The sequence below is a fragment of the Neobacillus sp. SRL179 genome, assembly GCF_984799095.1.
The window spans coordinates 1,629,207-1,655,027 of the sequence record NZ_OZ481792.1 but is presented as its reverse complement, the minus strand read 5'-3'; the positions used below and the strand labels follow the sequence as shown (position 1 = coordinate 1,655,027).

The window sequence follows — 25,821 nt, the reverse complement described above, 5'->3', positions numbered from 1 at the left end:
AAAAAGATACTCTGCGGTTACGCAGGAAATAGAATGAACTTATACTTCTAAGATTTCTTTTTCTTTGTCTTTAGTGATTTGGTCGATTTTTTGAATAAACTCGTCTGTAAGCTTTTGGATATCATCCGAATAACCACGAAGGGCATCTTCTGTAATCTCACCATTTTTCTCTAACTTTTTCAAATCATCATTACCATCACGGCGAATGTTTCGAATGGCTACTTTCGCTTCTTCTGATTCCTTCTTCACAACTTTCACAAGTTCTTTCCGGCGTTCTTCTGTCAATTGCGGGATGGCAATACGGATAACGGAGCCGTCATTAGTAGGATTGACACCTAAATCAGACTTTAAAATTGCTTTTTCAATATCACCAAGAATGGATTTATCATATGGTTGAATGACTAGGAGTCTAGCTTCTGGTGTACTAATACCTGCCATTTGATTTACAGGAGTAGGTGCACCATAATAATCAATTGTTATTCTGTCTAACAATGATGCGCTTGCTCTTCCCGCACGGATACTGGCAAGTTCACGAGAGTAAGACTGAATTGCTTTCGTCATACGATCTTTTGTAGAAGAAATGACTTGTTTTGGCATTATTTTTTCCCCCTAACAACTGTTCCAATTTTTTCGCCCATTACAGCCTTTTTGATATTACCTTGTTCCATTATAGAGAAGACAATTAATGGAATATCATTATCCATACACAAGGAAGAAGCCGTAGAGTCCATGACTGCTAATCCTTCCTTGATGACATCTAGGAATGTTAAATCATCATATTTAGTAGCATTTGCATCAATTCTTGGGTCAGCTGAATAAACACCATCAACATTATTTTTTGCCATTAAAATAACTTCTGCATCAATTTCTGCTGCTCTTAAGGCAGCCGTTGTATCTGTTGAAAAATAAGGGTTTCCTGTTCCAGCAGCAAAAATAACTACCCGATTCTTTTCAAGATGTCTAATGGCTCGTCTTCTGATATATGGTTCAGCAACCTGACGCATTTCTATAGAGGTTTGCACACGTGATTCAATCCCTAAATGCTCCAAACTATCTTGAAGGGCTAAAGAGTTCATAACGGTAGCAAGCATGCCCATATAATCAGCTGTTGCCCGGTCCATACCCATTTCACTGCCGATTTTACCACGCCAAATATTACCTCCGCCAACCACCACTGCTACTTCTACTCCAAGCTCTGCAATTTCTTTCACCTGTACAGCAATTGACTTAATTACAGAAGGTTTAATCCCAAAGCTAGACTCACCAGCAAGTGCTTCTCCACTCAATTTTAAAACCACTCGTTTGTACTTAGGAATACTCATATAAACCTCCGTATGTAAATTTGAAAAGCGCAAGCGCCTTGTTCAGCCCCGACAAGCGCTCTCTGGGCGTGACGGTGAAGTCGTTCTTTGACTTCATCGGCATGACTGAAGCGCACCTTATGGGTCTGGCTGCTTGCGCTAGACATTATTTTATTTCCTTTAAAAATAGGGAACACTCCGTGTTCCCTATTCAAAAACTATAACAGTAACATTCCCTTACTACCTATCAAGAATAAGACATGAGAATAATTGACTATTTTTTATTTACTTGATTCATTACCTCTTCAGCAAAGTTATCTTCACGTTTTTCAATTCCTTCGCCTACTTCGTAGCGAACGAATTCACGAACAGTGGCACCTTTTGAAGCAACGAATTGACCAACTTTTTGGTCAGGGTTTTTAACAAATGTTTGATCAAGAACACATACATCTTCAAAGTACTTGCCGAGACGGCCTTCAACCATTTTTTCAACGATTTTTTCTGGCTTGCCTTCGTTTAGAGCTTGTTGTGTTAATACTTGACGCTCATGCTCAACTTCTTCAGCTGATACTTGATCACGAGAAACATATTTAGGTCTTAATGCAGCGATGTGCATTGAAACATCTTTTGCTGCATCAGCATCTGTTGTACCTTCAAGAACGGTTAATACGCTGATGCGTCCGCCCATGTGAAGGTATGCACCAAATGCATCGTTATCAGTTTTTGATAAAACAGCAAAGCGGCGAAGTGTTAACTTTTCTCCAATTTTTGCAATTGCAGCGTTGATGTAGTCGGCAACATTAGCACCGTTTTCCATTGTTTGAGTTAACGCTTCTTCTACTGATGCTGGTTTGTTTTTAAGCAAATGTTCAGCAAGTTCTTTAACAAGTGTTTGGAATCCTTCATTTTTAGCTACGAAATCAGTTTCAGAGTTTACTTCAAGAATAACAGCATCGTTTCCTACTGTTAAAATAGAAGTTAAGCCCTCAGCTGCCACACGGTCAGCTTTGTTAGCAGCTTTTGCAATCCCTTTTTCACGTAAGAAATCAATTGCTTTGTCCATATCACCATCTGTTGCTGTAAGTGCTTTTTTACAGTCCATCATACCTGCGCCTGTTTTTTCACGAAGTTCTTTAACCATTTGAGCAGTAACTGCCATAATCATTTTCCTCCTTTTATACTATGTACTATACACATATCTTAGCCATTCAAACTTAAGATAAACATTTCTTTGCCGATAGGGAATTAAATTGTGCATAGAGTAATCAAAAATTTTGTTATCGGCATGTTTTCTTTAAAAAAAGGTGATAAAGGGTCTCCCTCTTATCACCTTTTGATTAATCCATAAGCTTACGCTTCTTGTTGTACTTCTTCACCTTGTTTAGCTTCAAGGATTGCATCTGCCATTTTACCAGTTAATAGTTTAACGGCACGAATAGCATCGTCATTTGCTGGAATAACAACATCGATTTCATCTGGATCACAGTTAGTGTCAACAATACCTACGATAGGAATGTTTAACTTCTTAGCTTCTGCAACAGCGATGCGCTCTTTACGAGGGTCGATGATGAATAGGGCATCAGGAAGTTGTTTCATGTCTTTAATTCCGCCTAGGAATTTTTCAAGACGCTCTTGTTCTTTCTTTAATTGTACTACTTCTTTCTTAGGCAATACTTCAAAAGTACCGTCTTCTGACATTCTTTCGATATCTTTTAAGCGGCCAATACGCTTTTGAATGGTTTCAAAGTTTGTTAATGTACCACCTAACCAACGTTGGTTAACATAGTACATACCTGAACGGCCTGCTTCTTCTTTAACAGAATCTTGAGCTTGTTTCTTTGTACCAACAAAAAGAACTGTTCCGCCGTTACCAGCAAGTTCCTTAACCCAGTTATAAGCTTCTTCCACTTTTTTAACTGTTTTTTGCAGGTCGATAATGTAGATACCGTTACGCTCAGTGAAGATATATTTCTTCATTTTTGGGTTCCAACGGCGAGTTTGGTGTCCGAAATGTACACCAGCCTCAAGCAATTGCTTCATAGAAATAACTGACATGTTTTTTTCCTCCTAATGGTTTGTTTTCCTCCGCCTATATCATTTTTAAACAGAAACTGTTGAAAACAGCACCGTCTGTTTAAATCAATAAGCGTGTGTATTAACACCATGAACTAATATAGCACATGTCTACTTAACAATCAAGATTTACTTTTCAATAAATAAAAAACCCCCAGCAACAACTGGGGATTCATGATTTTAGTTGGATCTTAATTTATCAAGTTCAACAAGAAACTTATCATTTAAGACTTTAATATAAGTTCCTTTCATTCCTAGCGAACGTGATTCAATAACCCCAGCACTTTCAAGTTTTCTTAATGCATTAACAATAACAGAACGAGTTATTCCAACACGATCAGCAATTTTTGATGCAACTAATAAACCTTCTTTGCCATTTAGTTCTTCAAAAATATGTTCAATCGCTTCTAATTCACTATATGATAATGAACTAATCGCCATTTGAACTACTGCTTTGCTTCTAGCTTCTTCTTCAATTTCTTCTGCTTTTTCACGTAAGATTTCCATACCAACAACTGTTGCGCCATATTCTCCAAGGATAAGATCATCATCATGGAATTTTTCTTGCAATCTTGCAAGAATTAAAGTTCCAAGACGTTCCCCTCCACCGATAATCGGAACAATCGTGGTTAAGCCTTCACTGAATAAATCTCCGTTTTCAATTGGGAAAGCGGTATATTGGCTTTGAATATCTAAATTTGATGATGTTTCTTGGATATTAAATAGGCCCTTTGTATATTCTTCAGGGAATTGACGATCTTCAAACATTTTTTTCATTCGTTCGTTTTCAATTTGCTGATAAATTGAAAATCCTAAAAGTTTTCCGCGGCGGCTTACAATGTAAACATTCGCTTCTATTACTTCACTCAATACTTCAGACATTTCCTTAAAATTAACTGGCTTTCCTGCCGCCTTTTGCAATAAAACATTTATTCTTCTCGTTTTTGTCAGTAAATCCATCTGTTTCTTCCTCCTAAATGACTACAACCATTATTAAATTTGCTATTATTCACCATGTACTATTAATCGTACAAGTTTTTAGTGTAATTACCCTGATGTATCAGGTTTAAGCTTTTATTGTTACAAGATAAATTGAGATAAGTCTTTATTTTTAGAAATAGCCCCAAGTTTATCATCTACATATTGCGGCGTGATCGTAATCTTTTCCATCGTAATATCTGGTGCCTCAAATGATAGGTCTTCTAATAATTTTTCCAATATTGTATGAAGTCGTCTAGCACCAATATTATCTGTGTTTTGATTCACTTCAAATGCCACTTCTGCTACTCTACGAATAGCATCGTCAGAAAATTCAATTTGTATACCTTCTGTTTCCAATAATGCTTGATATTGTTTAATTAGGGCATTATCAGGTTCAACTAAGATTCTAAAGAAATCATCTACAGTTAACTTAGTTAATTCAACACGAATCGGGAAACGTCCTTGAAGTTCCGGAATCAAGTCAGATGGTTTAGCTGTATGAAAGGCGCCTGCAGCAATAAACAATACATGGTCTGTTTTAATGGAACCATATTTTGTTACAACAGTTGATCCTTCTACAACAGGTAAAATATCTCTTTGAACCCCTTCCCTCGAAACGTCCGCGGAAGAACCTCCTGTATTTTTACTGGCGATTTTATCAATTTCGTCAATAAAAATAATCCCATTCTGTTCTGCACGATAGATGGCTTCTGATGTTACTTCATCCATATCGATAAGCTTTGAAGCTTCTTCGCTAGTTAATACCTTTCTAGCTTCACGAACAGTTAATTTTCTTTTTTTACGTTTTTTCGGCATGAAGCTGCTTAAGGCATCTTGCATATTCATACCCATTTGTTCGATGCCTGAACCCTGAAGCATATCGAACATCGAAGGAGTTTGCTCCTCAACTTCCACTGTAACCATTTCATCTTCTAACTGACCAAGGGCTAGTTTTTCTTTGACGATCTTTCGTTTTTCTTGGACAGAATAGTCTTCTTGATGTGTTTCTGGTTCGGTTGCAGAATTTCCACCACCAAATAACATTTCAAGTGGATTTTTATAGTTTGTTGGTTTTTTTGCTGAAGGAACTAGTAAATCAACAAGTCTGCTGTTTGCATTTTCTTCAGCTCGTTCCTTCACACTTTGCATCCGTTCCTCTTTTACTAAACGCACAGATGTTTCAGCCAAGTCTCTTACCATTGATTCAACATCGCGTCCGACGTAACCAACTTCAGTAAACTTTGTCGCTTCCACTTTTATAAACGGCGCACCGACGAGCTTTGCCATTCTTCTGGCAATTTCAGTTTTACCGACACCAGTTGGTCCGATCATTAAAATATTTTTAGGAATAATTTCCTCACGGAGTTTGTCGTTAAGTAAGCCCCTTCTGTAACGGTTTCGTAATGCAACAGCAACTGCTTTCTTGGCATCCTTTTGTCCAATAATATATTGATCAAGTCTTTCGACAATTTGGCGCGGAGTTAAATCAGTTGTTTTCACCATCTTTTTTAGGTCTCCTTCCCATTATAGCTCTTCAACAATAATGTTGTGGTTTGTAAATACACATATATCTGCGGCTATTTCTAAAGAAGCTTTAGCAATTTCTTTTGCAGATAATTGGTCCCCTGCAAATTTTTTTAATGAACGACCCGCAGCTAATGCATAATTTCCACCTGAGCCAATTGCGAGAATGCCGTCGTCCGGTTCGATCACTTCGCCTGTGCCAGAAACTAAAAGCAAACTTTCGCGATTCATAACAATTAACATTGCTTCTAACTTCCGAAGCATTTTATCGCTTCTCCATTCTTTAGCAAGCTCCACAGCCGCTCTTTGGAGATTTCCGTTATACTCTTCTAACTTTCCTTCAAAAAGTTCAAAAAGCGTAAAAGCATCAGCAACTGAACCAGCAAAACCAGCTAATACCCTACCATTAAATATCTTTCTAACCTTTCTTGCTGTGTGTTTCATCACTACTGAATTCCCTAATGTTACTTGCCCATCACCTGACATTGAACATTCACCGTTATGATGGATGGCAAATATAGTCGTCGCATGAAATTCACCCATACTATTCTTCCTCCTTTTGGAGTAATTTCCGTTTATAAAAACAAAAAGTATGTAAATATAACTGGGTAATTAACTACAAGTATGATCAATTATTGAACGAGCAAACACAAAATCACTGAAAACAAGTTGATAATGTTCAATTCTTTATTTTGCGTAAATTCTCTTTATTTGTAAACAGCAGACTAATAAGTTTAATAAAACTTTCACATTTTCATACAAATTACCTGACAAGGGCTACTAAATCGTATCATACTTCGATAGCCCTTGCAATAAACTTTACAAAACTTTCACAAAGTTCTGAATTGTGTCTAACGCACGATTGGCATGCTGTAAATTTCTTTCCTGTTTGCCTTTAATTTTAACTGGCAGTTCCGGAAACAAGCCAAAATTGGCATTCATCGGTTGAAAGTTATCTGGATTGGCAGTCGTAATATAATGGGCCATACTGCCAATCGCCGTTTCAGCTGGAAACTCAACAGTCTCTTCGCCAGCGGCTAACCGTGCTGCATTAATTCCGGCAATTAACCCACTTGCAGCCGATTCTACATAGCCTTCGACCCCAGTCATTTGGCCGGCAAAAAATAAATCTTCACGGCTGCGGAATTGATAAGTTGCTTTTAGAACCTTTGGAGAATTTATAAAAGTATTGCGGTGCATCACACCATAGCGAACGATTTCGGCATTCTCCAGACCCGGAATTAAATGAATAACTTCCTTTTGTGCTCCCCATTTTAAATGTGTCTGAAAACCGACAATATTAAACAGTGTTCCAGCGGCGTCATCTTGACGCAGCTGCACCACTGCAAATGGTCTTTTCCCTGTTTTTGGATCTTCCAAACCCACTGGCTTTAATGGTCCAAATAACATGGTTTTCTTACCCCTTGCAGCCATTACTTCAATTGGCATGCAGCCTTCAAAAAATACTTCTTTCTCAAATTCCTTCAAAGGGGCAGTTTCAGCTGTTGTAAGCGCATCGTAAAATTGATTGAATTCTTCTTCAGTCATTGGACAATTAAGGTATGCCGCCTCCCCTTTATCATAGCGGGATTTTAAATATACTTTGTCCATGTTAATGCTGTCTTTTTCCAAAATTGGCGCAGCTGCATCATAAAAATAAAGATAATCTTCACCTGTTATGCTTTTCAGTTGAGCTGAAAGAGCCTCACTCGTTAGTGGACCTGTCGCAATTACTGTTGGTCCACTAGGAATTTCCGTTACTTCTTCATTAATAACCGTTACATTTTCATGGTTCTTAACCATTTCCGTTACTTTAGCAGCAAATTCATGACGATCAACAGCAAGTGCACCACCAGCTGGGACAGAACACGCATCAGCAGCAGTAATAATAACAGAATCTAATTTTCTCATTTCTTCCTTTAAAACGCCAACTGCATTTGTTAATGTGTTTGCCCTTAAGGAGTTACTACAAACTAATTCAGCAAATTTATCCGTATGATGGGCAGGTGTTTGCTTGACTGGCCGCATTTCATAAAGTCGAACCTTGATGCCTCGTTTCGCAATCTGCCATGCTGCTTCACTTCCGGCCAATCCAGCGCCAACTACATTAATTACTATATCTTTCATTAAGAACCTCCTGGAATAATTTCTATCCTCACTACCATTTTGGATAAAATAATACTATATATACCTTTCCCACATTCAAGTCCATCTTGCATTTTACTATACGAATCAAAAACAAAAAAGTTTTTTGATTATAGAACTGGTAACAAACCGGTGCTGTTTCTGATTTTCACTTGAAGCAGAAAAAATTCTTTAGGGCTGTGCTTTCATAAGAAAAAGAGTGGATTTGACCACTCTTAGCTTTGTTGCTCTTCCTTGTAATCACAGGACGTACACTGTACCTGGATCCCTTTTTTTAATTTCTTCTCAACCAGCATGCCTTCACATTTAGGACAGGCGCGAGGCAGTGGTTTATCCCAAGAGATAAATTCACACTCTGGATACCTGGTACAACCGTAAAACAACCTCTTCTTCTTACTTTTCCGTTCTACTACCTGGCCTTCTTTACAACTAGGACAAGTAACACCAATTTCTTTTACGATTGCCTTTGTATTCCGACAGTCTGGAAAATTACTGCAAGCCATAAACTTCCCATATCGGCCCATTTTATAGACCATCGGGCTGCCACAGTTTTCGCAATCCTCACCGGCTGGCTCATCTTTAATTTCTACTTCCTGCATTTCTTTTTCTGCCTTAAGGAGATTAATTTCAAAATCCTTATAGAACTCATCAATCACTTGGACCCATTTCATCTTTCCATCTTCCACATAGTCTAATCCCTTTTCCATTCTAGCCGTAAATGCTACATCAAGAATTTCAGGGAAGAATTCAAGAATCATTTCATTTATTAGTTCACCTAGTTCGGTTGGAATAAAGCGTTTATTATCAAGCGCCACATATCCCCGTTTTTGAATGGTGTCCAATGTAGGTGCATATGTGGAAGGCCGACCAATCCCTAACTCTTCTAACGTTTTTACAAGTCTTGCTTCAGTATACCGAGGCGGTGGCTGTGTAAAATGCTGTTTGGGCTCGATATCTTTTTGAAATACTTCATCGCCCTCTTTAAGATCAGGGAGCATTTTATTCGGTCCATCCACCTGATCATCGGAACCCTCAACATAAAGCTTCATAAAGCCAGGAAATTTAATTTTTGAGCCTGTAGCACGAAAAATCACATTTCCATTCTTCAAGTCAACACTCATCGTATCCATGATTGCTTGAGCCATTTGACTGGCTAGAAAGCGTTCCCAGATTAATTTGTATAAGCGAAGCTGATCCCTAGAAAGATATTGTTTTAAGCTATTAGGATCTCTTAATGTACTAGTAGGCCGAATTGCTTCGTGAGCATCTTGAGCATTTGCTTGTTTCTTTTCTTTCCGTTGTTCTTCCTTTAAAAAATTCTCTCCATACTCCTGTTTTATATAACTTGCAGCCTCTGCCTGTGCAATATCAGAAATTCGTGTAGAATCCGTTCTCATATAGGTAATAAGACCTACTGTTCCTTCTTTGCCAAGTTCAATCCCCTCGTACAGTTGCTGAGCTAACATCATCGTTTTCTTGGCACGGAAATTCAACTTTCTTGCTGCCTCTTGCTGCAAAGAAGATGTAATAAAGGGCGGTGCCGGATTTCTGCGGCGTTCTTTTTTTGCTACTGATATTACTTTAAACTTATTGCCTTTTAATTGTTTTAAAATTGTTTTAACTTCATCTTCAGATCTTAGTTCATTTTTATCTTGACCCGCCAAGGAATAAAAAGCAGCGTTAAATTGATCTTTTCCTTTTAAAAATTCCCCTTCAATCGTCCAGTACTCTTCTGGAGTAAATGCTTTAATCTCTTTTTCTCTATCAATGACTAAACGTGTTGCAACAGATTGTACTCGACCTGCGCTTAACCCTTTTTTCACTTTTTTCCAAAGGAGCGGACTGATATTATAACCTACAAGTCTGTCTAAAATTCTCCGTGCCTGCTGGGCATCAACTAAATCCATGTTAATGGGACGCGGATGTTTAAAGGACTCCTTTATAGCATCCTTTGTAATTTCATTAAAGACAACACGGCAATCCGAGTGAATATCGACATCCAAACTGTGTGCTAAATGCCAAGCAATTGCTTCCCCTTCACGATCCGGGTCAGCTGCCAGATAAACTTTTTTGGCCTTTTTAGCTGCCGTTTTTAATTCTTTCAACACTGGACCTTTACCACGTATCGTTATATATTTGGGTTCAAAACTATTTTCAACATCTACGCCCATTTGGCTCCGCGGTAAATCTCGAACATGTCCCATTGATGCTTTTACTTTATATTTATTGCCTAAATATCGTTCAATTGTTTTTGCTTTTGCTGGTGATTCAACAATTACAAGATATTCTGCCATTCTATATCCTCCTTAAGAGGGAAAGTGTGAAAGCACCTCGAGCTTTAACAAAATACCTGCTTCGAAACTGCTAACCATTTGAGAAGTTTTCCTAAATTCCAGTTTTAACAACTTGAACCGGAGAAAATACTTTACAAAACTTTCTTATCCCAAATATTTTTCAATTATATGTTAAAGAACCACATTATTTATTGAATTTTAACTATAAGCCATGTTATTTTCCATGCATTGCTAGAATATATAATTTATACATTTATTTTTGAATATCTGTTGGAAAATGTATAACATAAAAGAAAATTTTGCAACCTTTTTACGCTAATTTCTCCATTTAATCGAAAAAACCTTCATTTATTACATCATAATTTTTTGAAGATCTAGCATAATCTACAATTTAAATTGAGTTCCTCCAGAATATCCTCAGCCTTCGTCACAAGTTTCGCCCCTTGTTGAATTAAATCATTCGTCCCCCCAGAATAGGGATTAAGAATACTGCCTGGAAGTGAAAATACATCTCTTCCCTCTTGAACTGCAAAATTAGCTGTAATTAATGAGCCGCTTTTTCGTTTTGCCTCAATAATAAATGTTCCACGGGATAAACCACTAATGATCCGATTTCGAGCAGGGAAATGCCATTTCTGCGGCTTTGTGTCAGGGGGGTATTCCGAGAGGACTAACTGGGTTTTCATCATATTTAATGCAAGACTCATATTTTCTTTTGGATAAATATGATATAACCCGCCTGCAATGACAGCAATCGTGTTACCGCCATTTTTGATGGCATATTCATGGGCAAGTGCATCAATTCCTCTTGCTAAACCACTAACAATAAGAACATCGTGGTCAATAAGTTCAGGAAATATAAGTCTAATCGCATTTTTTCCATATTGTGTTGCTTGGCGGGAACCCACCACTGCAAGCTTGGGCTCCTTTTTTAGAAGTGATACATCCCCTTTGGTAAATAAAGCCCAAGGCGGCTGATAAATCTCTTTTAAAAAGTGAGGATACTCTTTATCAAATAGGGTAATAACCTCAATATCATTAGTTTCATATTTACGAATTTGTTCGTGAATGATTTCAGGAGAAAAAGTAGTTTTGGAAGTAGTTTCGGAAGGGTGTTCGGGGCTATTTGCAGAGAACATGGATAATTGCTGAAAGGACTGTGTTTGTACACGATATAAGGACTGAAGTGCAGGGTCTTTTTTTAGAATTTGAAAGACTGTATCCCAGGAGATATTGGGGTAATGCAGCAAGTGAATCAATTTTTCTTTAAAGTCATCCATCTAAACAAACCTCCATTGATTTTATAATTAATTAATGAGGAATAGTCCCTCAAAAATCGAGGGACTATCTGTACTATTTCTAAGTTGAAAAGTTTATAATCTAGCACATCAGTTTTAAGAGTTTTGGACTCCTAAACCGTTTTGCATTTTTCATATAAGCCTTGTTCTTTTAATACTCCAATTAACGTTTCACCCATAACAGAAGGAGTATCAGCTACTTTAATTCCACATTCGTTCATAACGCGGATTTTTTCATCTGCTGTTCCTTTACCGCCAGAAATGATTGCCCCTGCATGGCCCATACGTTTTCCTGGAGGTGCAGTGCGGCCGCCAATAAAACCTACTACCGGTTTGGTCATGTTTGCTTTAACCCATTCAGCCGCCTCTTCTTCAGCTGTACCGCCAATTTCACCAATCATGATAACAGCATAGGTCTCAGGATCTTCATTAAATGCCTTTAGGACATCGATAAAGTTTGTACCATTGACTGGGTCGCCGCCAATCCCAACTGCAGTCGTTTGGCCAAGTCCTGCTTGTGTAAGCTGGTGAACAGCTTCGTATGTTAGTGTTCCAGAACGGGAAACCACCCCAACATGACCTTTTGTATGAATATAACCAGGCATAATGCCAATTTTACATTCGTCAGCCGTAATCACACCTGGACAGTTTGGACCAACTAAGCGAGTCTTCTTGCCTTCCATGTAACGCTTCACTTTTACCATGTCTAATACAGGGATATGTTCTGTAATACAGATAACAAGATCTAATTCAGCATCAACTGCTTCAATAATGGAATCAGCCGCAAAGGGAGCAGGCACGTAGATAACCGAAGCATTTGCCCCTGTAGCTTCTACTGCTTCTTTAACGGTATTAAAGACTGGCACTCCTTCAACCTCTTGTCCTTTTTTACCTGGTGATGTACCGCCGACAATTTTTGTTCCATATTCAAGCATTTGTTTTGTATGGAAACGGGCGGTTCCGCCTGTAATTCCCTGAACTAAAACTTTCGTATCTTTGTTAATAAAAACGCTCACGTTAATTCCCCTTTCCTTCGATCCTATTTCACTAATGAAACGATTTTTTGTGCGCCGTCAGCCATGGATTCAGCAGCAATAATTTCAACACTTGACTCTGCAAGAATTTTCTTACCTAAGTCAACATTTGTTCCTTCTAAGCGAACAACAAGTGGAACACTTAGTCCAACCTGCTTAGCTGCTTCTACAACACCCTCAGCTATAACATCACACTTCATGATTCCACCAAAGATATTGACAAAAATACCTTTTACGTTTGGATCAGAAAGGATAATTTTAAAGGCTTCTGTAACCTTTTCAGCAGTTGCACCGCCCCCAACATCAAGGAAGTTAGCGGGATCACCGCCATAATGTTTAATAATATCCATCGTGGACATCGCAAGTCCTGCACCATTAACCATACAGCCGATATTGCCATCGAGAGCAACATAGCTTAAATCATACTTTGAAGCTTCAATTTCTTTCGCATCCTCTTCTTCGAGGTCACGGTATGCCATAACATCCTTTTGGCGATAAAGAGCATTTGAATCAAAGTTTAATTTAGCATCAAGCGCCATAACCTTGCCGTCACCGGTAACCACTAATGGGTTAATTTCAGCGATGGAGCAATCCTTTTCAATGTAAGCATTGTATAAGCCCATCATAAACTTCACAGCTTGATTGACTAACTCATTAGGAATATTAATATTGAAGGCAATACGACGTGCTTGGAACGGCTGTAAGCCGATCGCTGGATCGATTTCTTCTTTAAAAATTTTCTCAGGTGTTTTAGCTGCTACTTCTTCAATTTCCGTACCGCCTTCTTCAGAGGCCATTAAGACAACCCGTGAAGTAGCACGGTCTAATACTAAACCAACATAGTATTCTTTTTTAATGTCGCAGCCTTCTTCAATTAGGAGGCGTTTTACTTCTTTACCCTCAGGACCAGTTTGGTGTGTAACTAGGGTTTTTCCAAGGATTTCGCTTGCATATGTACGAACCTCTTCAAGGTTTTTGGCAACTTTTACTCCACCGGCTTTCCCCCGTCCGCCTGCATGGATTTGCGCTTTCACTACACATACTTGTGTTCCTAGTTCTTTAGCTGCTTCTACTGCTTCTTCAACCGTGAATGCCACTTTTCCATTAGGAACCACAACCCCGAAACTCTTGAGGATCTCTTTTCCTTGATACTCATGGATATTCATTTCCCATCCTCCTATCAAACTCTTCAAAAAATTGACTCCGTTTTCATTTTATATAATGATGCAAACCTTGTCTACCATTATGCAATAAAATTATACTCATCTTTAAAAAATTCTGAATAATAAATTACAAAAATTCCTGAGAATCAGACCATTCCTAGCATAAATTACAAAAAAAAACAGGATTACCCTGTTTTTTAAGCTTTTGAAATTATATCTTGATAAAATTCCTTTATTGGAGCAAAGCTCTTTCGATGATAAGGAGTAATCCCATGCAGACTTATTGCTTGTATATGCTCCTTTGTCCCATATCCCATATTATGCTCAAAGCCATACGCTGGATAGGTTCGGGATAGTTCTTTCATTAACCCATCCCTAGCTACTTTTGCAATGATGGAAGCAGCAGCAATGGAGACACTTTTTGCGTCCCCTTTAATCAACGATTCCGATGGATAGGGTGTATCAAGCTTCATCGCATCTATAAGCAAAAAATCAGGCTGAAGTTCGAGTGAGGAAATCGCTGCCAGCATGGCCTTTTTGGTTGCTTCATATATATTAATTTCATCGATCACTTCTGCATCAATCATCGAAATACTATAGGCCAGCGCGTCCCGTCTAATAATTTGATCATATTCTTGTCTTTTTAGTTCCGATAGCTTTTTCGAATCATCAATCCCAGCTAGAAAAAAGTCTTCTGGTAAGATAACAGCAGCCGTCACAACTGGGCCTGCAAGCGGTCCTCTTCCCACTTCATCAATCCCTGCAATTAGTTTGAATCCTTGCTTTCGATACTTTTGTTCGTATTGATTCATTTCAATAAATTTATTGCGCAGAAATTTTTCATGTGCCCTCTGTTTGCTCCATTTAGTCAAACATTGTTGAACACCTTTTCTTTCATCTTTATGTAGTTCAATGAGGAAGGGATCTGTCTCTTCAACAATTGTTTTCAGTTTTGCTTCTACTTGTGCAATTGATAATTTAGTCATTTTATTCACCTTAATCGTATTTAAAAAAATGATGCTCTCCATTTGGAGAGCATGTCCTTCTTATAAAGATTCCTCAACTGGCTGAATGTCTTTTGGTCTCTCAAATGTCAGCGGACCAAACTTTTCAGAGCGGATTTCTCGTATTACCAATTCCGCCACTTTATCATAATCAACCATTCCTCCGCCCGTCAGACAGCCTCTCAGCTTGCCAATATGGTCAAATAGCTCAACCACATCTTCCGGTATTTCTGATAGCTTAAAACGTTCTTGGAATCGTTCAGGATAGGTACGTTCTAAGAAATTTAGTGAATAAATGGTCAAATCCTGCAGATTTAATAGGGTATCCTTGATGGCCCCTGTTATCGCTAATTTCATTCCAACTTCTTGATCCTCAAACTTTGGCCATAAAATCCCCGGAGTATCTAGCAGTTCCATTTCTTTTCCTACTTTAATCCATTGCTGTGCTTTCGTAACGCCTGGAGTATTACCTGTCTTGGCAATATTTTTTTTTGCCAGCCTATTTATAAGGGTAGATTTTCCGGCGTTGGGAATCCCAACAATCATTGCACGGATTGCTCTTGGTTTGACACCTCTTGCTCTTAACCGATCGAATTTTTCCTTTAGAATCTCATTAGCTGCTTGGACAATATGTTTCATGCCCTCGCCTGCCTGGGAGTTAATGGCCAATGCTTTTATGCCTTTTTCAGCAAAGTATGCAATCCATTCTCTTGTTGCTTCTTTATCAGCCATATCCGCTTTATTTAATAAGACCAACCTGGGTTTATGCTGGATAATTTCATCAATCATTGGGTTACGTGAAGAATATGGTATTCTTGCATCAACTAATTCAAAAATAATATCAACCAGTTTTAACTTTTCTGTGACCTCTCTGCGAGCCTTTGCCATGTGGCCTGGAAACCATTGGATCGTCAAAGCGCCACCTCCTATTTCTATTTCACTTTAACAATATGTGCATCAGTAATCGGCCAAAAGACAATGCTAGTCTTACCAATCACTTTACTCATTGGAACTGTTCCAATTTGTCTGGAGTCCTTACTGAAGCGGCGATTATCGCCCATAACAAACAGTTCCCCTTTTGGGACTGTTTTACGGCCAATTATTTCTTCCAACGTAAAGGAACCTGTTAATGGACCGTCCTCAACTTGTTTCTTATATTCATCCAAATACGGCTCTTTATACGCTACTCCATTTACATATAACGTATCATCCTTATACTCAACAGTATCTCCCGGCAGGCCGATAATACGTTTGATATAATCTTTTTTCTCTGGAGCATGAAAAACAATAATATCAAAACGTTTGGGCTCTCCAATATGGTAACTAAACTTATTCATGATCATTCGGTCTTGATCTTTTAATGTCGGCATCATGGATGCACCATCCACTACAATCGGAGCAAAAAGAAAGTACCGGATGACTGCAGCTAAGATGACCGCAATCAATAGGGCTTTTGACCATTCCCATAGTTCATTCTTCTGTTTTGTCATACAATCTCCACCAATCCAATCACTATAAAAATATTTTATAAAGCTATTTTACATAACTTCAACATAATTAACACGATGGGATGAATTTTTTAATCAAACTTTAATAATTTTGTTTTTTCAATTAGAAGCAAATTAATAATCAAATCCAAATAATTTATTCTTAAATAAATGAGTATGTATAAAAAAAGAGCCTGCTCCTGGCAAGCTCTTCTTTTTTTTCATTTTATCGAATCTCTTTAATTCTTGCTTTTTTACCGCGAAGGTTACGCAAGTAGTAAAGCTTAGCACGGCGAACTTTACCGCGGCGAATTACTTCAAGCTTCGCAATTTTTGGTGTGTGTACTGGGAAAGTACGCTCAACGCCTACTCCGTAAGAAACTTTACGTACTGTAAAAGTTTCGCTAATTCCACCACCACGACGCTTAATCACAACACCTTCGAATAACTGAATACGCTCGCGAGTACCCTCGATAACTTTAACGTGAACACGTACAGTATCACCAGGACGGAACGCAGGAAGATCAGAACGAAGTTGTTCTTTTGTGATTTCTTCGATTAATTTATGCATCGTTTTCAACTCCTTCCAACAGATGCTCTTGCACAACTAATTTCCTTGAATCTTGCAGCGGAACATCGTTATAAGACATAATCTGATCGTTATCAGCTCAAGTCACAAGAAGTATCATACCATAATTATTGTAGGCCCGCAAGATTACTCGTAATCTTTTTTTATTTCTTTTAACCACTTCTGTTGTTCGGGAGTTAGTTCGATTTTCTCAAGTAAATCAGGACGTCTTTCCAATGTCCGCTTTAATGATTCCTTATTTCGCCATTCTTCAATAAATTTATGATTTCCAGACATTAGAACATCAGGCACCTTCATCCCGCGGAAATCGGAAGGCCTAGTGTAATGAGGGTGCTCTAAAAGCCCTGTAGTAAAAGAATCCTTCATATGCGATTCTTGATTACCTAACACCTCAGGAAGAAGTCGGACGACACTGTCAACGACCACCATTGCCCCCAGCTCACCACCAGTTAAGACATAATCGCCAATTGATATTTCGTCTGTTACTACATGCTCCCTGATTCGTTCATCATAGCCTTCATAATGTCCGCAAATAAAAATTAAGTGTTCTTCTTTTGCGAATTCCTCGGCTTTATGCTGATCATACCGTTCTCCCTGCGGGCAAAGAAGAATGACCCTTGGACTCTTTCCCTGTGCTTGTTCCTTAAGCGCTGCAACAGCATCAAAGATAGGCTGTGGTGTTAATACCATTCCCGCCCCGCCGCCATAAGGATAGTCATCAACGGTAGAATGTTTGTTATCAGCAAAATCACGGAAATTAACGACATTATATTGTACTGCATTTTTTTCGGCTGCTTTTTGGAGCATGGATTGTCCTAGTACCCCAGAAAACATTTCTGGAAATAACGTAAGAATATCAATCCTCATCATGAAAGTAACCCTTCCATAGGTTCGATTAAGATGACTTTCTCGTTTACATCTACTTTTTTTACTACCTCATGAATATATGGGATTAGTATTTCTTTACCGCCTTTGCCTTTCACAACCCAAACATCATTGGCACCCGGTGACAAAATCTCCGTTACTTTTCCGATTTCTTCCCCCTTTGTTGTAGCAACAAGGCAGCCAATAATTTCATGGTAATAAAATTCATCTTCTTCTAGTTCGTCAAGCTGTGATTCTGGTACCTTAAGGATTCCATCTCTAAATTTTTCAACCTCATTAATATTGTAATATCCCTCAAAAGTAAGCAAATCAAAATTTTTGTGTGTTCGATGACTTCTAATTGTTAGTTCAATTGGCTTTGTACTATTGGGCATAAATAAATATAAGACATTCCCCATTTTATAACGTTTCTCTGGGAAGTCAGTTTTTGAGATTACTCGAACCTCGCCTTTAATCCCCTGCGTATTTACAATTTTTCCGACGTTAAACCATTTTTCCATTGTACTTTTCACCTAATTTCTTCAATAATTCCATCTTTAATGATGATCATGGGTTTTTCACTTTTCTCATCCCAGCGATCACCAACACTTATTTCAATAAGTGCCTGGACTTCCTTTTCCTTTATTTCACTGCCTAAGGGTAGGATATGTAATTGTTCAATTTCAAACTCAATAAGCTGGATTTTTTCCTTACGCATTTGGATTTCTTTTTCAAATTTTTCCTTTACCTGAATAGGTGGGAAAGATTTTGTTTTTTCTAACCTTTTTAGCTCGAATTGAAGTTGGCTGCATTCCTTTTCTAATTGCTGTCTTTTTCCTTGATATCTTTCAAAGAACTTCTGCCTGCTACGCTCCGTAAGGATTTGTTTTACGACAACCGACTGAATTAGCTGCAAGTTAATGCCCCTCCTCGTTTACTGAACCTTGAAAAACGGCCTTGTTTGAATGGCTAGCGGCTATTAAAAATACTAACAGTATTGTCTAACATATAGCAAAAAAGGGAGGAAATAATCCCTCCCTTTTATCTAGATGCAAAAAGCTATTCACCAATTTCTAGAAAAATTTTCTTTTGTTGAGAAGAACCTGCTGCATATACAACAGTTCTTATGGCCTTTGCAACTCGCCCTTGTTTGCCAATCACTTTCCCCATATCAGCTTTATTTACTGATAACTGATAGGTTACGCGATTGTCATCTTCCGAAACGTCCACACGAACGTCTTCCGGAAAATCAACAAGCGGCTTAACAATTGTTTCAATTAGTTGTTTCATCGTACTTTACGATTACTTGCCTAATTTTGCATTATGGAATTTTTCCATGATGCCTTGGTTAGAGAAAAGGTTACGAACCGTATCAGATGGTTTCGCACCGTCTTTTAACCACTTAAGAACTAATTCTTCGTTGATTTCAACTACGGCTGGCTCTGCCACTGGATTGTAAGTTCCAACTGTTTCAATGAAACGGCCATCACGTGGTGAACGAGAATCTGCTACAACAATACGATAGAAAGGAGATTTTTTTGCTCCCATACGTTTTAAACGAATTTTAACTGCCATTTTAAATAAGCACCTCCGAATAGTTTCACACAAGATAGTATATTATCAATTATTTTATAGTTTGTAAAGTGTTTTTTCTTTACAGATAGTATTTCCAAAAATTCACAAGCTAAAACAACTTAAAAAGGTTTAAATGGAAACTTAAATCCGCCTTTTTTCTTACCCTTTTGCTGCATTCCAGTCATTTGTTTCATCATTTTTTTCATGTCATCAAACTGCTTAAGCAGGCGGTTAACCTCTGTGACAGAGCGTCCGCTGCCTTTAGCAATCCGGTTTTTTCGTTTCGCATTTAAAATTTCCGGATTGTTTTTTTCTGCCTTCGTCATTGACCTGATAATCGCTTCGACATGGCCAATTTGTTTTTCATCGATTTGTAAATTATTCAACCCTTTGATTTTGTTTGCTCCCGGCATCATTTTCAATAGCTCATCGAGAGGTCCCAAATTCCGTACCTGGCCTAGCTGCTCCAAAAAGTCCTCAAGTGTAAAGGATGCAGTTCGCATTTTCTGCTCTAACTCTTTTGCCTTTTCTTCGTCGACATTTGCCTGGGCCTTTTCAATTAGGGTCAGAACATCTCCCATACCAAGAATCCTAGAGGCCATCCGTTCTGGATAAAACGGTTCCAGTGCATCCATTTTCTCGCCAAGACCGACAAATTTTATTGGTGTTTGCGTGACTGCACGAATGGAAAGCGCAGCACCGCCTCGGGTATCCCCGTCAAGCTTTGTTAACACAACCCCGGTCAATCCTAGTTGTTCATTAAAGCTTTGAGCTACATTGACCGCGTCCTGTCCAGTCATTGCATCAACTACAAGGAAGATTTCATCAGGTTTCGTTAATTCTTTAATGTCTTTGAGTTCGTCCATCAGAGCCTCATCGACGTGCAGCCTGCCGGCTGTATCGATTAAAACATAATCATGATGATCTTCTTTTGCTTTCTCAATCGCCTGCTTAGCAATTTCGACAGGGCTAACCTGATCGCCAAGTGAAAATACAGGCATGTCTAATTGTTTACCAAGAGTTTGCAGCTGTTTAATGGCTGCTGGACGGTAAATGTCGGCTGCAACAAGTATAGGTTTTCGATTATACTTCTTCCGGAGCAAAAGTGAAAGTTTGCCTGTTGTCGTTGTTTTACCTGCCCCTTGCAGTCCCACCATCATAATGACTGTAGGCGGCCGGTTGGATGCGGCAATCTTGCTTTGTTCGCCCCCCATTAACGCCGTCAATTCTTCGTTAACGATTTTAACAATTTGTTGACCTGGAGTTAAACTTTTCAATACCTCTTGTCCAACAGCGCGTTCACTAACCTTTTTAACAAAGTCTTTAACGACTTTGAAGTTAACATCCGCCTCTAGTAATGCTAAACGGACTTCCCGCATCATTTCTTTTACGTCCGCTTCTGAAACCTTACCTTTTCCACGGATTTTTTGGATTGTATTTTGCAGTCGGTCGGCTAATCCTTCAAATGCCATTCATGCCGCCTCCTAATCTAATTTCTCAAGCTCTGAAACAATATCATCTATTGCCTGTTTTGAAAGGTTCTCCTCATTTAGCAGTTCTTTCAGTTGTTTAATCAGACTTGTACGCTCTTGAAATTTCTGGAATAAGAGCAGCTTTTCTTCATACTCCTCGAGCATTGCCTCTGTCCGTTTAATATTATCATAAACGGCCTGACGGCTGACATCATACTCCTCTGCGATTTCCCCAAGAGAGTAATCATCTAAATAATAGAGAGACATATAGCTTTGCTGCTTAGGTGTTAACAACGAATAATAAAAATCATAGAGATAATTTATTCGAGTAGTCTTTTCAAGCATCATGCTAGTTTTCCCCCCATACCATGTTAAGTGAAAAACCTTTACAAGGATTAAGTTTACAAGGTCTGCTGGGTTCTGTCAAGAAAATACCTTTACATCTTTATTCTGAACGCTCTACTTGATCGGCAAATAACCCATACACGTATTTTTCAGCGTCGAATTCTTGAAGGTCATCCATTTTTTCACCTAGACCGACGAATTTCACGGGAATTTTCAATTCATTACGTATTGCTAACACAATCCCGCCTTTGGCAGTACCATCTAATTTTGATAGAACAATCCCGCTTACATTTGTCACTTCTTTAAAGGTTTTCGCCTGAATTAGGGCATTCTGTCCCGTCGTAGCGTCAAGTACTAAAATGACTTCATGTGGGGCTCCAGGTATTTCCCGTTCTATCACCCGCTTGACTTTTTCTAATTCCTTCATCAAGTTTACTTTATTTTGTAAACGGCCTGCTGTATCACAAAGTAAAATATCGGCTTTTCGAGATTTCGCTGCTTGAATAGCATCAAACATGACTGCTGCAGGGTCTGACCCTTCTGCCTGCTTAATGACCTCTACTCCCACTCTTTCTCCCCAAACCTCAAGCTGTTCAATTGCACCCGCACGGAAAGTATCACCGGCCGCCATTAACACCTTTTTACCTTCGCTCTTGAATTTATGTCCTAGTTTGCCTATGGTTGTTGTTTTCCCAACACCATTCACTCCGACAAACAGGATGACTGTCAAGCCATCTTCCTGAATGTTTAATTTTGAAGATTGACTTTCCCCTGCGTTATAGATATCAACTAGCTTTTCAGAAATCACACTTTGAACATCTTGCGGGTCTTGGATATTTTTACGTTTCACTTCCATTTTTAGTTCTTCAATTAACTTCATCACCGTATCAAAGCCAACATCTGCCTGAATGAGAATTTCTTCTAATTCCTCAAAAAAGTCTTCATCCACTTTCCGGTACCTTGCTACAAGATCGTTCACTTTTCCAGAAAAATTGTCTCGGGTCTTTGAAAGACCATCCTTAAACTTTTCAGTAACTGTATCAGTAGATTTTGAAATCTTTTCTTTTAATTTCTTAAAAAAGCTCATTTTTTCACTTCCTTAAATTATAATTCAACTAACTCTCTTGTATCTTCTAACCGGACAGAGACAAGCTTTGAAACACCTGATTCCTGCATGGTTACTCCGTAAAGGACATCGGCTTCCTCCATCGTTCCTTTTCGATGCGTGATCACGATAAATTGGGTTTCTTTACTATATTGTTTTAAATATTGGGCAAAACGGTACACATTGGCTTCGTCCAAGGCAGCTTCCACTTCATCGAGGATACAGAATGGAACAGGGCGTACCTTTAAAATGGAAAATAGCAGAGCAATAGCCGTCAACGCACGTTCTCCACCTGATAATAAGCCCAGATTTTGCAGTTTTTTCCCAGGAGGCTGGGCAACGATTTCCACTCCAGTATTCAACAAGTCTTCCGGTACAGTTAGAACTAAATCTGCTCTGCCTCCGCCAAAAAGAGCCCGGAAGGTTGGTTCAAAGTGTTCGCGAATTCCCTCAAAGGTTTGTTGGAAACGTCTTTTCATTTCGGTATCCATTTCATCAATGACTTTGTAGAGAGTATCTTTTGCTTCTTGGAGATCCGTCTTTTGTTCACTTAAGAACTCAAAACGTTCAGAAACGCGTTCATATTCCTCAATGGCACCGATATTAACATTTCCCAGTTCCTCAATTGCAAGTTTAATGAGTTTTACCTTTTTCCTAGCTTCCTCGACTGGGACGGTTAATGGATACTGCTCTTTCGCCCCTTCATAAGTTAAAAGGTATTCTTCTCTTAATTGGGCAAGACGATTTTCAAGTTCTACATCTAACCGGTTGATTTTTACTTCTTCATCTTTTAAAACGACTACCATACCTTTGTGAAGTCTCTTGAGTTCTTTAGCATCCAACTCTGTATCTTCTAACGCATCCTGCAATGATAAGCGTTCTTGTCTTCTATCCGTAATTAACTGCAGGGCAGCTTCTTTGTCCTGTTGTTTTCTCTTCGCAGCCGTTTCTAATTGCTCTTCCCCAGAGGAACTGTTTGTCATTTCTGATGTGAGAAGATTTAGATCCTCCGTAAAAATAGACAACTTTTGCTCGCTTTCGTCTATATCTTCGTTAAGAATGGTAAACCGTTCTTTCACGTGGGTAAATTGTTCATTTTTCGCAGCAAATTCAACCTTTAATTCATTAATTTCGTTTATCAAGGATTCTCGAGTTGTTAAATTAATGGTCTTTTGTTCTGTAAGTTTCGTAATTTGCGCATCAAGATTAGCCGCGGTTACTGTGTAAGCTTCAATTGCCTCTGATAATTCCAATTTTCTTTTATGAAGTGCTTCTTTTTCTTCAGTAAACTGCCCTTTTTCGAGGTCATAAATGGCAAGGCGGTCATTAATATTCTTTTCGCCAAGTTCCGCTTCACGCAAGTCACCTTTCACAGTCTGTTCACTTAATCTTAGTTGCTCTCCGTGCAGACGAATTTCATCCAGTTGTTGCTCCGCCCGTTGTACTTCAATTTTTAGGTTTTTAACTACACCTTCTAAACTTGCCGTTTTTTCCTCCATTACAACCAGTTTTTCTTTTAAACTTTCTAGCTCACCTTTTCGTGTTAATAGAGAAGTGGTTTTTTGTTTAACGGCACCACCGGTCATCGAACCGCCAGGGTTAACGATATCACCGTCAAGTGTCACCAGCCTGGATCGGTACTGAAGAATTTTGGCTAATTCATTCGCTCCCTTTAAGTCTTTTGCTATTACAACATTCCCCAAAAGGTTATTCATAACCTCTGCATATTTACTGTCAAATTTAACAAGGCTGACTGCAGAACCGATTAAGGATGGGTGGCCTTGAATGGATGATAGTTGAGCAGCTGATAACGTTCTTCCTTTTATAACACTTAACGGTAAAAACGTTGCCCGGCCATAAGAATGCTGCTTTAAATATTGAATCGCTGTTCGTGCATTTTGCTCGGTATCGACAACAATATGCTGAAGCGCACCACCAAAGGCTGTCTCCAGTGCTGTCTCATATTCTTTAGGGACCGTTACCAGCTCAGCTACGGCTCCTTCGATTCCTTTAAGCTTATTGTCGCGAGCCTTAAGTACTTCTTTTACCCCTTGAAAAAATCCTGCAAAATCTTCTTCCATCTCTTCAAGCAGTTCTTTTCTTGATTTAGCCTGTTGAAGCAGTTGATAGGCTTGATACAGTGTCTTTTCTTGTTTTTGATAGTTATTTTTTACTGTTTCTAGCTTCCGCTGTTGGTCGCGAAATTCAACCACCTGATTGGTTAACTTACGCTGGATATCTTCTAAGACAGTTTGAATTTCAAGCTTTTTTGTGTGGGCCATTTGCCGGTCTTGTAAGTATTTTTCATTTTCACAATCAAGGCGAGCACTTTTTCTCTCTTGCTGCTCCAATTGTTGGTCAATATATTTTATTTCATTTTTGGCGCCGGCCTGATCATTTAATAGCTCAATGTACTCACTTTTTAAGGCTTCTATTTTTTCTTCCATATTTTCGATGAATAATGGAAGTTTTTCTTGTTTTTCCTGCAACATGGATTGCAAGCTGTTAACCTGCCTGCCAAGTTCCTGTACAATTTCTGCCTGTTGGTCCCGATTTTGTTTGAGTTGGCTGACCCGTTCGGTTAATTCCGTAATATTGGTTTTTAATTGTTCTTTATTTTGGGAAGCATTTTTCTTCCGTTCCTTTAATACTTCTTTTCTTCCCTCTAGTTTTTCAAGTTCTTCACTCGCATGAAGAAGAACATTTTGCAGGTCCGTAATCGATTCATCTAACGCCGAAATCTTATCTCTTGTTTCAACGATCTTTGCCTCTTTTATTTGGAGCTCAGATGAAAGCTTTAACTCTTCCTGCTGATGTTCATCAAGCTGTTTAGAGAGACTTTCCCATTTCTGGTGCAGGTCTTCAATATCAAAGACTGTAAGGGCAACCTCAATTTGTTCCAGTTCCTCTTTTTTCTCTAAAAAGTCTTTAGCCATCGATGCTTGAATTTTTAGAGGTTCTACTTGACTTTCAAGTTCATGCAGAATATCGTTCACACGATTTAAATTATCCTGTGTTTCAAATAATTTTACTTCTGCTTTTTTCTTACGATTTTTATATTTTAACACTCCAGCTGCTTCTTCAAAGATGGTTCGGCGATCTTCCGCTTTACTGTTTAATATTTCTTCCACTTTTCCCTGGCTGATGATCGAAAATGCCTCTCTGCCAAGGCCTGAATCCATAAATAAATCAATAATGTCCTTTAGGCGGCATGACTGCTTATTAATTGAAAAATCACTGTCCCCAGAGCGCGAGACTCTTCTTGTTACACTTACTTCATTAAAATCTATTCCTAATCCTTGATCAGCATTGTCTAATGTAAGGGTTACCTCAGCATAATTAAGGGCTTTTCTCGAATCACTTCCAGCAAAAATAATATCTTCCATCTTACTGCCTCTTAAAGATTTAGCAGATTGTTCACCCAAAACCCAGCGGATTGCATCGGTAATATTACTTTTCCCACTGCCATTTGGTCCCACTACTGCCGTTACACCCGGAACAAAATCAACTTCAATGCGTTCAGCGAAAGATTTAAAGCCAATAATGTCCAACCGTTTTAAAAACATT

General features: G+C 38.7%; 25 protein-coding genes. All 25 read right to left on the bottom strand.

Annotation, left to right across the window (positions count from 1 at the left end; translation table 11 throughout):
• Positions 1 to 39: 39 nt before the first annotated feature.
• On the bottom strand, positions 40 to 597 hold the full coding sequence (gene frr / locus AC4E8C_RS08230; protein ID WP_490211626.1) for a ribosome recycling factor: 558 nt from the start codon (positions 595 to 597) through the stop codon (positions 40 to 42).
• Positions 597 to 1,322 (bottom strand): UMP kinase, encoded by a 726-nt coding sequence (gene pyrH / locus AC4E8C_RS08225; protein WP_490211625.1) that lies wholly within the window; start codon positions 1,320 to 1,322, stop codon positions 597 to 599. Before pyrH ends, frr begins: the two co-directional genes overlap by 1 nt.
• 253 nt (positions 1,323 to 1,575) lie before the next feature.
• The gene (gene tsf, locus AC4E8C_RS08220) at positions 1,576 to 2,460 is read right to left on the bottom strand and encodes a translation elongation factor Ts (RefSeq protein ID WP_490211624.1); all 885 of its coding nucleotides are present in this window, start codon (positions 2,458 to 2,460) and stop codon (positions 1,576 to 1,578) included.
• A 191-nt stretch (positions 2,461 to 2,651) separates the two neighbouring features.
• Positions 2,652 to 3,356, bottom strand: coding sequence for a 30S ribosomal protein S2 (rpsB, locus tag AC4E8C_RS08215; protein ID WP_490211623.1), 705 nt, complete (start codon positions 3,354 to 3,356; stop codon positions 2,652 to 2,654).
• A gap of 198 nt (positions 3,357 to 3,554) precedes the next feature.
• Positions 3,555 to 4,334: a GTP-sensing pleiotropic transcriptional regulator CodY gene (codY, locus tag AC4E8C_RS08210; RefSeq protein WP_490211622.1), complete on the bottom strand. Its 780-nt coding sequence runs from the start codon at positions 4,332 to 4,334 to the stop codon at positions 3,555 to 3,557.
• Between the two features lie 120 nt (positions 4,335 to 4,454).
• Positions 4,455 to 5,858 carry an ATP-dependent protease ATPase subunit HslU gene (hslU, locus tag AC4E8C_RS08205; protein WP_490211621.1) on the bottom strand — a complete coding sequence of 468 codons (1,404 nt, stop codon included), beginning with the start codon at positions 5,856 to 5,858 and terminating at the stop codon, positions 4,455 to 4,457.
• Positions 5,859 to 5,879: 21 nt separating this feature from the next.
• Positions 5,880 to 6,422 (bottom strand): ATP-dependent protease subunit HslV, encoded by a 543-nt coding sequence (gene hslV / locus AC4E8C_RS08200; RefSeq protein WP_490211620.1) that lies wholly within the window; start codon positions 6,420 to 6,422, stop codon positions 5,880 to 5,882.
• A 276-nt stretch (positions 6,423 to 6,698) separates the two neighbouring features.
• Positions 6,699 to 8,006 carry an FADH(2)-oxidizing methylenetetrahydrofolate--tRNA-(uracil(54)-C(5))-methyltransferase TrmFO gene (trmFO, locus tag AC4E8C_RS08195; RefSeq protein ID WP_490211619.1) on the bottom strand — a complete coding sequence of 436 codons (1,308 nt, stop codon included), beginning with the start codon at positions 8,004 to 8,006 and terminating at the stop codon, positions 6,699 to 6,701.
• A gap of 233 nt (positions 8,007 to 8,239) precedes the next feature.
• Positions 8,240 to 10,318, bottom strand: coding sequence for a type I DNA topoisomerase (topA, locus tag AC4E8C_RS08190; RefSeq protein WP_490211618.1), 2,079 nt, complete (start codon positions 10,316 to 10,318; stop codon positions 8,240 to 8,242).
• A 374-nt stretch (positions 10,319 to 10,692) separates the two neighbouring features.
• Positions 10,693 to 11,598 carry a DNA-processing protein DprA gene (gene dprA, locus AC4E8C_RS08185; RefSeq protein ID WP_490211617.1) on the bottom strand — a complete coding sequence of 302 codons (906 nt, stop codon included), beginning with the start codon at positions 11,596 to 11,598 and terminating at the stop codon, positions 10,693 to 10,695.
• A 131-nt stretch (positions 11,599 to 11,729) separates the two neighbouring features.
• Complete coding sequence (sucD, locus tag AC4E8C_RS08180) at positions 11,730 to 12,632, bottom strand: succinate--CoA ligase subunit alpha (RefSeq protein WP_490211616.1); 903 nt, start codon at positions 12,630 to 12,632, stop codon at positions 11,730 to 11,732.
• 23 nt (positions 12,633 to 12,655) lie between these two features.
• Complete coding sequence (gene sucC, locus AC4E8C_RS08175; RefSeq protein WP_490211615.1) at positions 12,656 to 13,816, bottom strand: ADP-forming succinate--CoA ligase subunit beta; 1,161 nt, start codon at positions 13,814 to 13,816, stop codon at positions 12,656 to 12,658.
• Positions 13,817 to 14,010: 194 nt separating this feature from the next.
• Positions 14,011 to 14,799, bottom strand: coding sequence for a ribonuclease HII (rnhB, locus tag AC4E8C_RS08170; protein ID WP_490211614.1), 789 nt, complete (start codon positions 14,797 to 14,799; stop codon positions 14,011 to 14,013).
• 60 nt (positions 14,800 to 14,859) lie between these two features.
• A complete protein-coding gene (ylqF, locus tag AC4E8C_RS08165; RefSeq protein ID WP_490211613.1) occupies positions 14,860 to 15,732 on the bottom strand; it encodes a ribosome biogenesis GTPase YlqF in 873 nt (290 codons plus the stop codon).
• 17 nt (positions 15,733 to 15,749) lie between these two features.
• Positions 15,750 to 16,307, bottom strand: a complete 558-nt coding sequence (lepB, locus tag AC4E8C_RS08160) for a signal peptidase I (protein WP_490211612.1) — start codon at positions 16,305 to 16,307, stop codon at positions 15,750 to 15,752.
• 223 nt (positions 16,308 to 16,530) lie between these two features.
• The gene (rplS, locus tag AC4E8C_RS08155) at positions 16,531 to 16,875 is read right to left on the bottom strand and encodes a 50S ribosomal protein L19 (RefSeq protein WP_235743156.1); all 345 of its coding nucleotides are present in this window, start codon (positions 16,873 to 16,875) and stop codon (positions 16,531 to 16,533) included.
• A gap of 144 nt (positions 16,876 to 17,019) precedes the next feature.
• Positions 17,020 to 17,760 (bottom strand): tRNA (guanosine(37)-N1)-methyltransferase TrmD, encoded by a 741-nt coding sequence (gene trmD, locus AC4E8C_RS08150; RefSeq protein ID WP_490212501.1) that lies wholly within the window; start codon positions 17,758 to 17,760, stop codon positions 17,020 to 17,022.
• Positions 17,760 to 18,278, bottom strand: coding sequence for a ribosome maturation factor RimM (gene rimM, locus AC4E8C_RS08145; RefSeq protein WP_490211611.1), 519 nt, complete (start codon positions 18,276 to 18,278; stop codon positions 17,760 to 17,762). The genes trmD and rimM overlap by 1 nt, the downstream gene beginning before the upstream one ends.
• A gap of 8 nt (positions 18,279 to 18,286) precedes the next feature.
• Positions 18,287 to 18,673 carry a YlqD family protein gene (locus tag AC4E8C_RS08140; protein ID WP_490211610.1) on the bottom strand — a complete coding sequence of 129 codons (387 nt, stop codon included), beginning with the start codon at positions 18,671 to 18,673 and terminating at the stop codon, positions 18,287 to 18,289.
• A gap of 143 nt (positions 18,674 to 18,816) precedes the next feature.
• Positions 18,817 to 19,047 (bottom strand): KH domain-containing protein, encoded by a 231-nt coding sequence (locus tag AC4E8C_RS08135; protein WP_490211609.1) that lies wholly within the window; start codon positions 19,045 to 19,047, stop codon positions 18,817 to 18,819.
• A 12-nt stretch (positions 19,048 to 19,059) separates the two neighbouring features.
• Positions 19,060 to 19,332, bottom strand: coding sequence for a 30S ribosomal protein S16 (gene rpsP, locus AC4E8C_RS08130; protein WP_490211608.1), 273 nt, complete (start codon positions 19,330 to 19,332; stop codon positions 19,060 to 19,062).
• Between the two features lie 119 nt (positions 19,333 to 19,451).
• A complete protein-coding gene (gene ffh, locus AC4E8C_RS08125) occupies positions 19,452 to 20,804 on the bottom strand; it encodes a signal recognition particle protein (protein ID WP_490211607.1) in 1,353 nt (450 codons plus the stop codon).
• A gap of 12 nt (positions 20,805 to 20,816) precedes the next feature.
• Complete coding sequence (locus AC4E8C_RS08120) at positions 20,817 to 21,149, bottom strand: putative DNA-binding protein (RefSeq protein ID WP_490212500.1); 333 nt, start codon at positions 21,147 to 21,149, stop codon at positions 20,817 to 20,819.
• A gap of 100 nt (positions 21,150 to 21,249) precedes the next feature.
• Entirely contained in the window at positions 21,250 to 22,236 is a 987-nt protein-coding gene (ftsY, locus tag AC4E8C_RS08115) for a signal recognition particle-docking protein FtsY (RefSeq protein ID WP_490211606.1), read from the bottom strand.
• A 17-nt stretch (positions 22,237 to 22,253) separates the two neighbouring features.
• Positions 22,254 to 25,820 carry a chromosome segregation protein SMC gene (smc, locus tag AC4E8C_RS08110; RefSeq protein ID WP_490211605.1) on the bottom strand — a complete coding sequence of 1,189 codons (3,567 nt, stop codon included), beginning with the start codon at positions 25,818 to 25,820 and terminating at the stop codon, positions 22,254 to 22,256.
• Position 25,821: the final 1 nt, after the last annotated feature.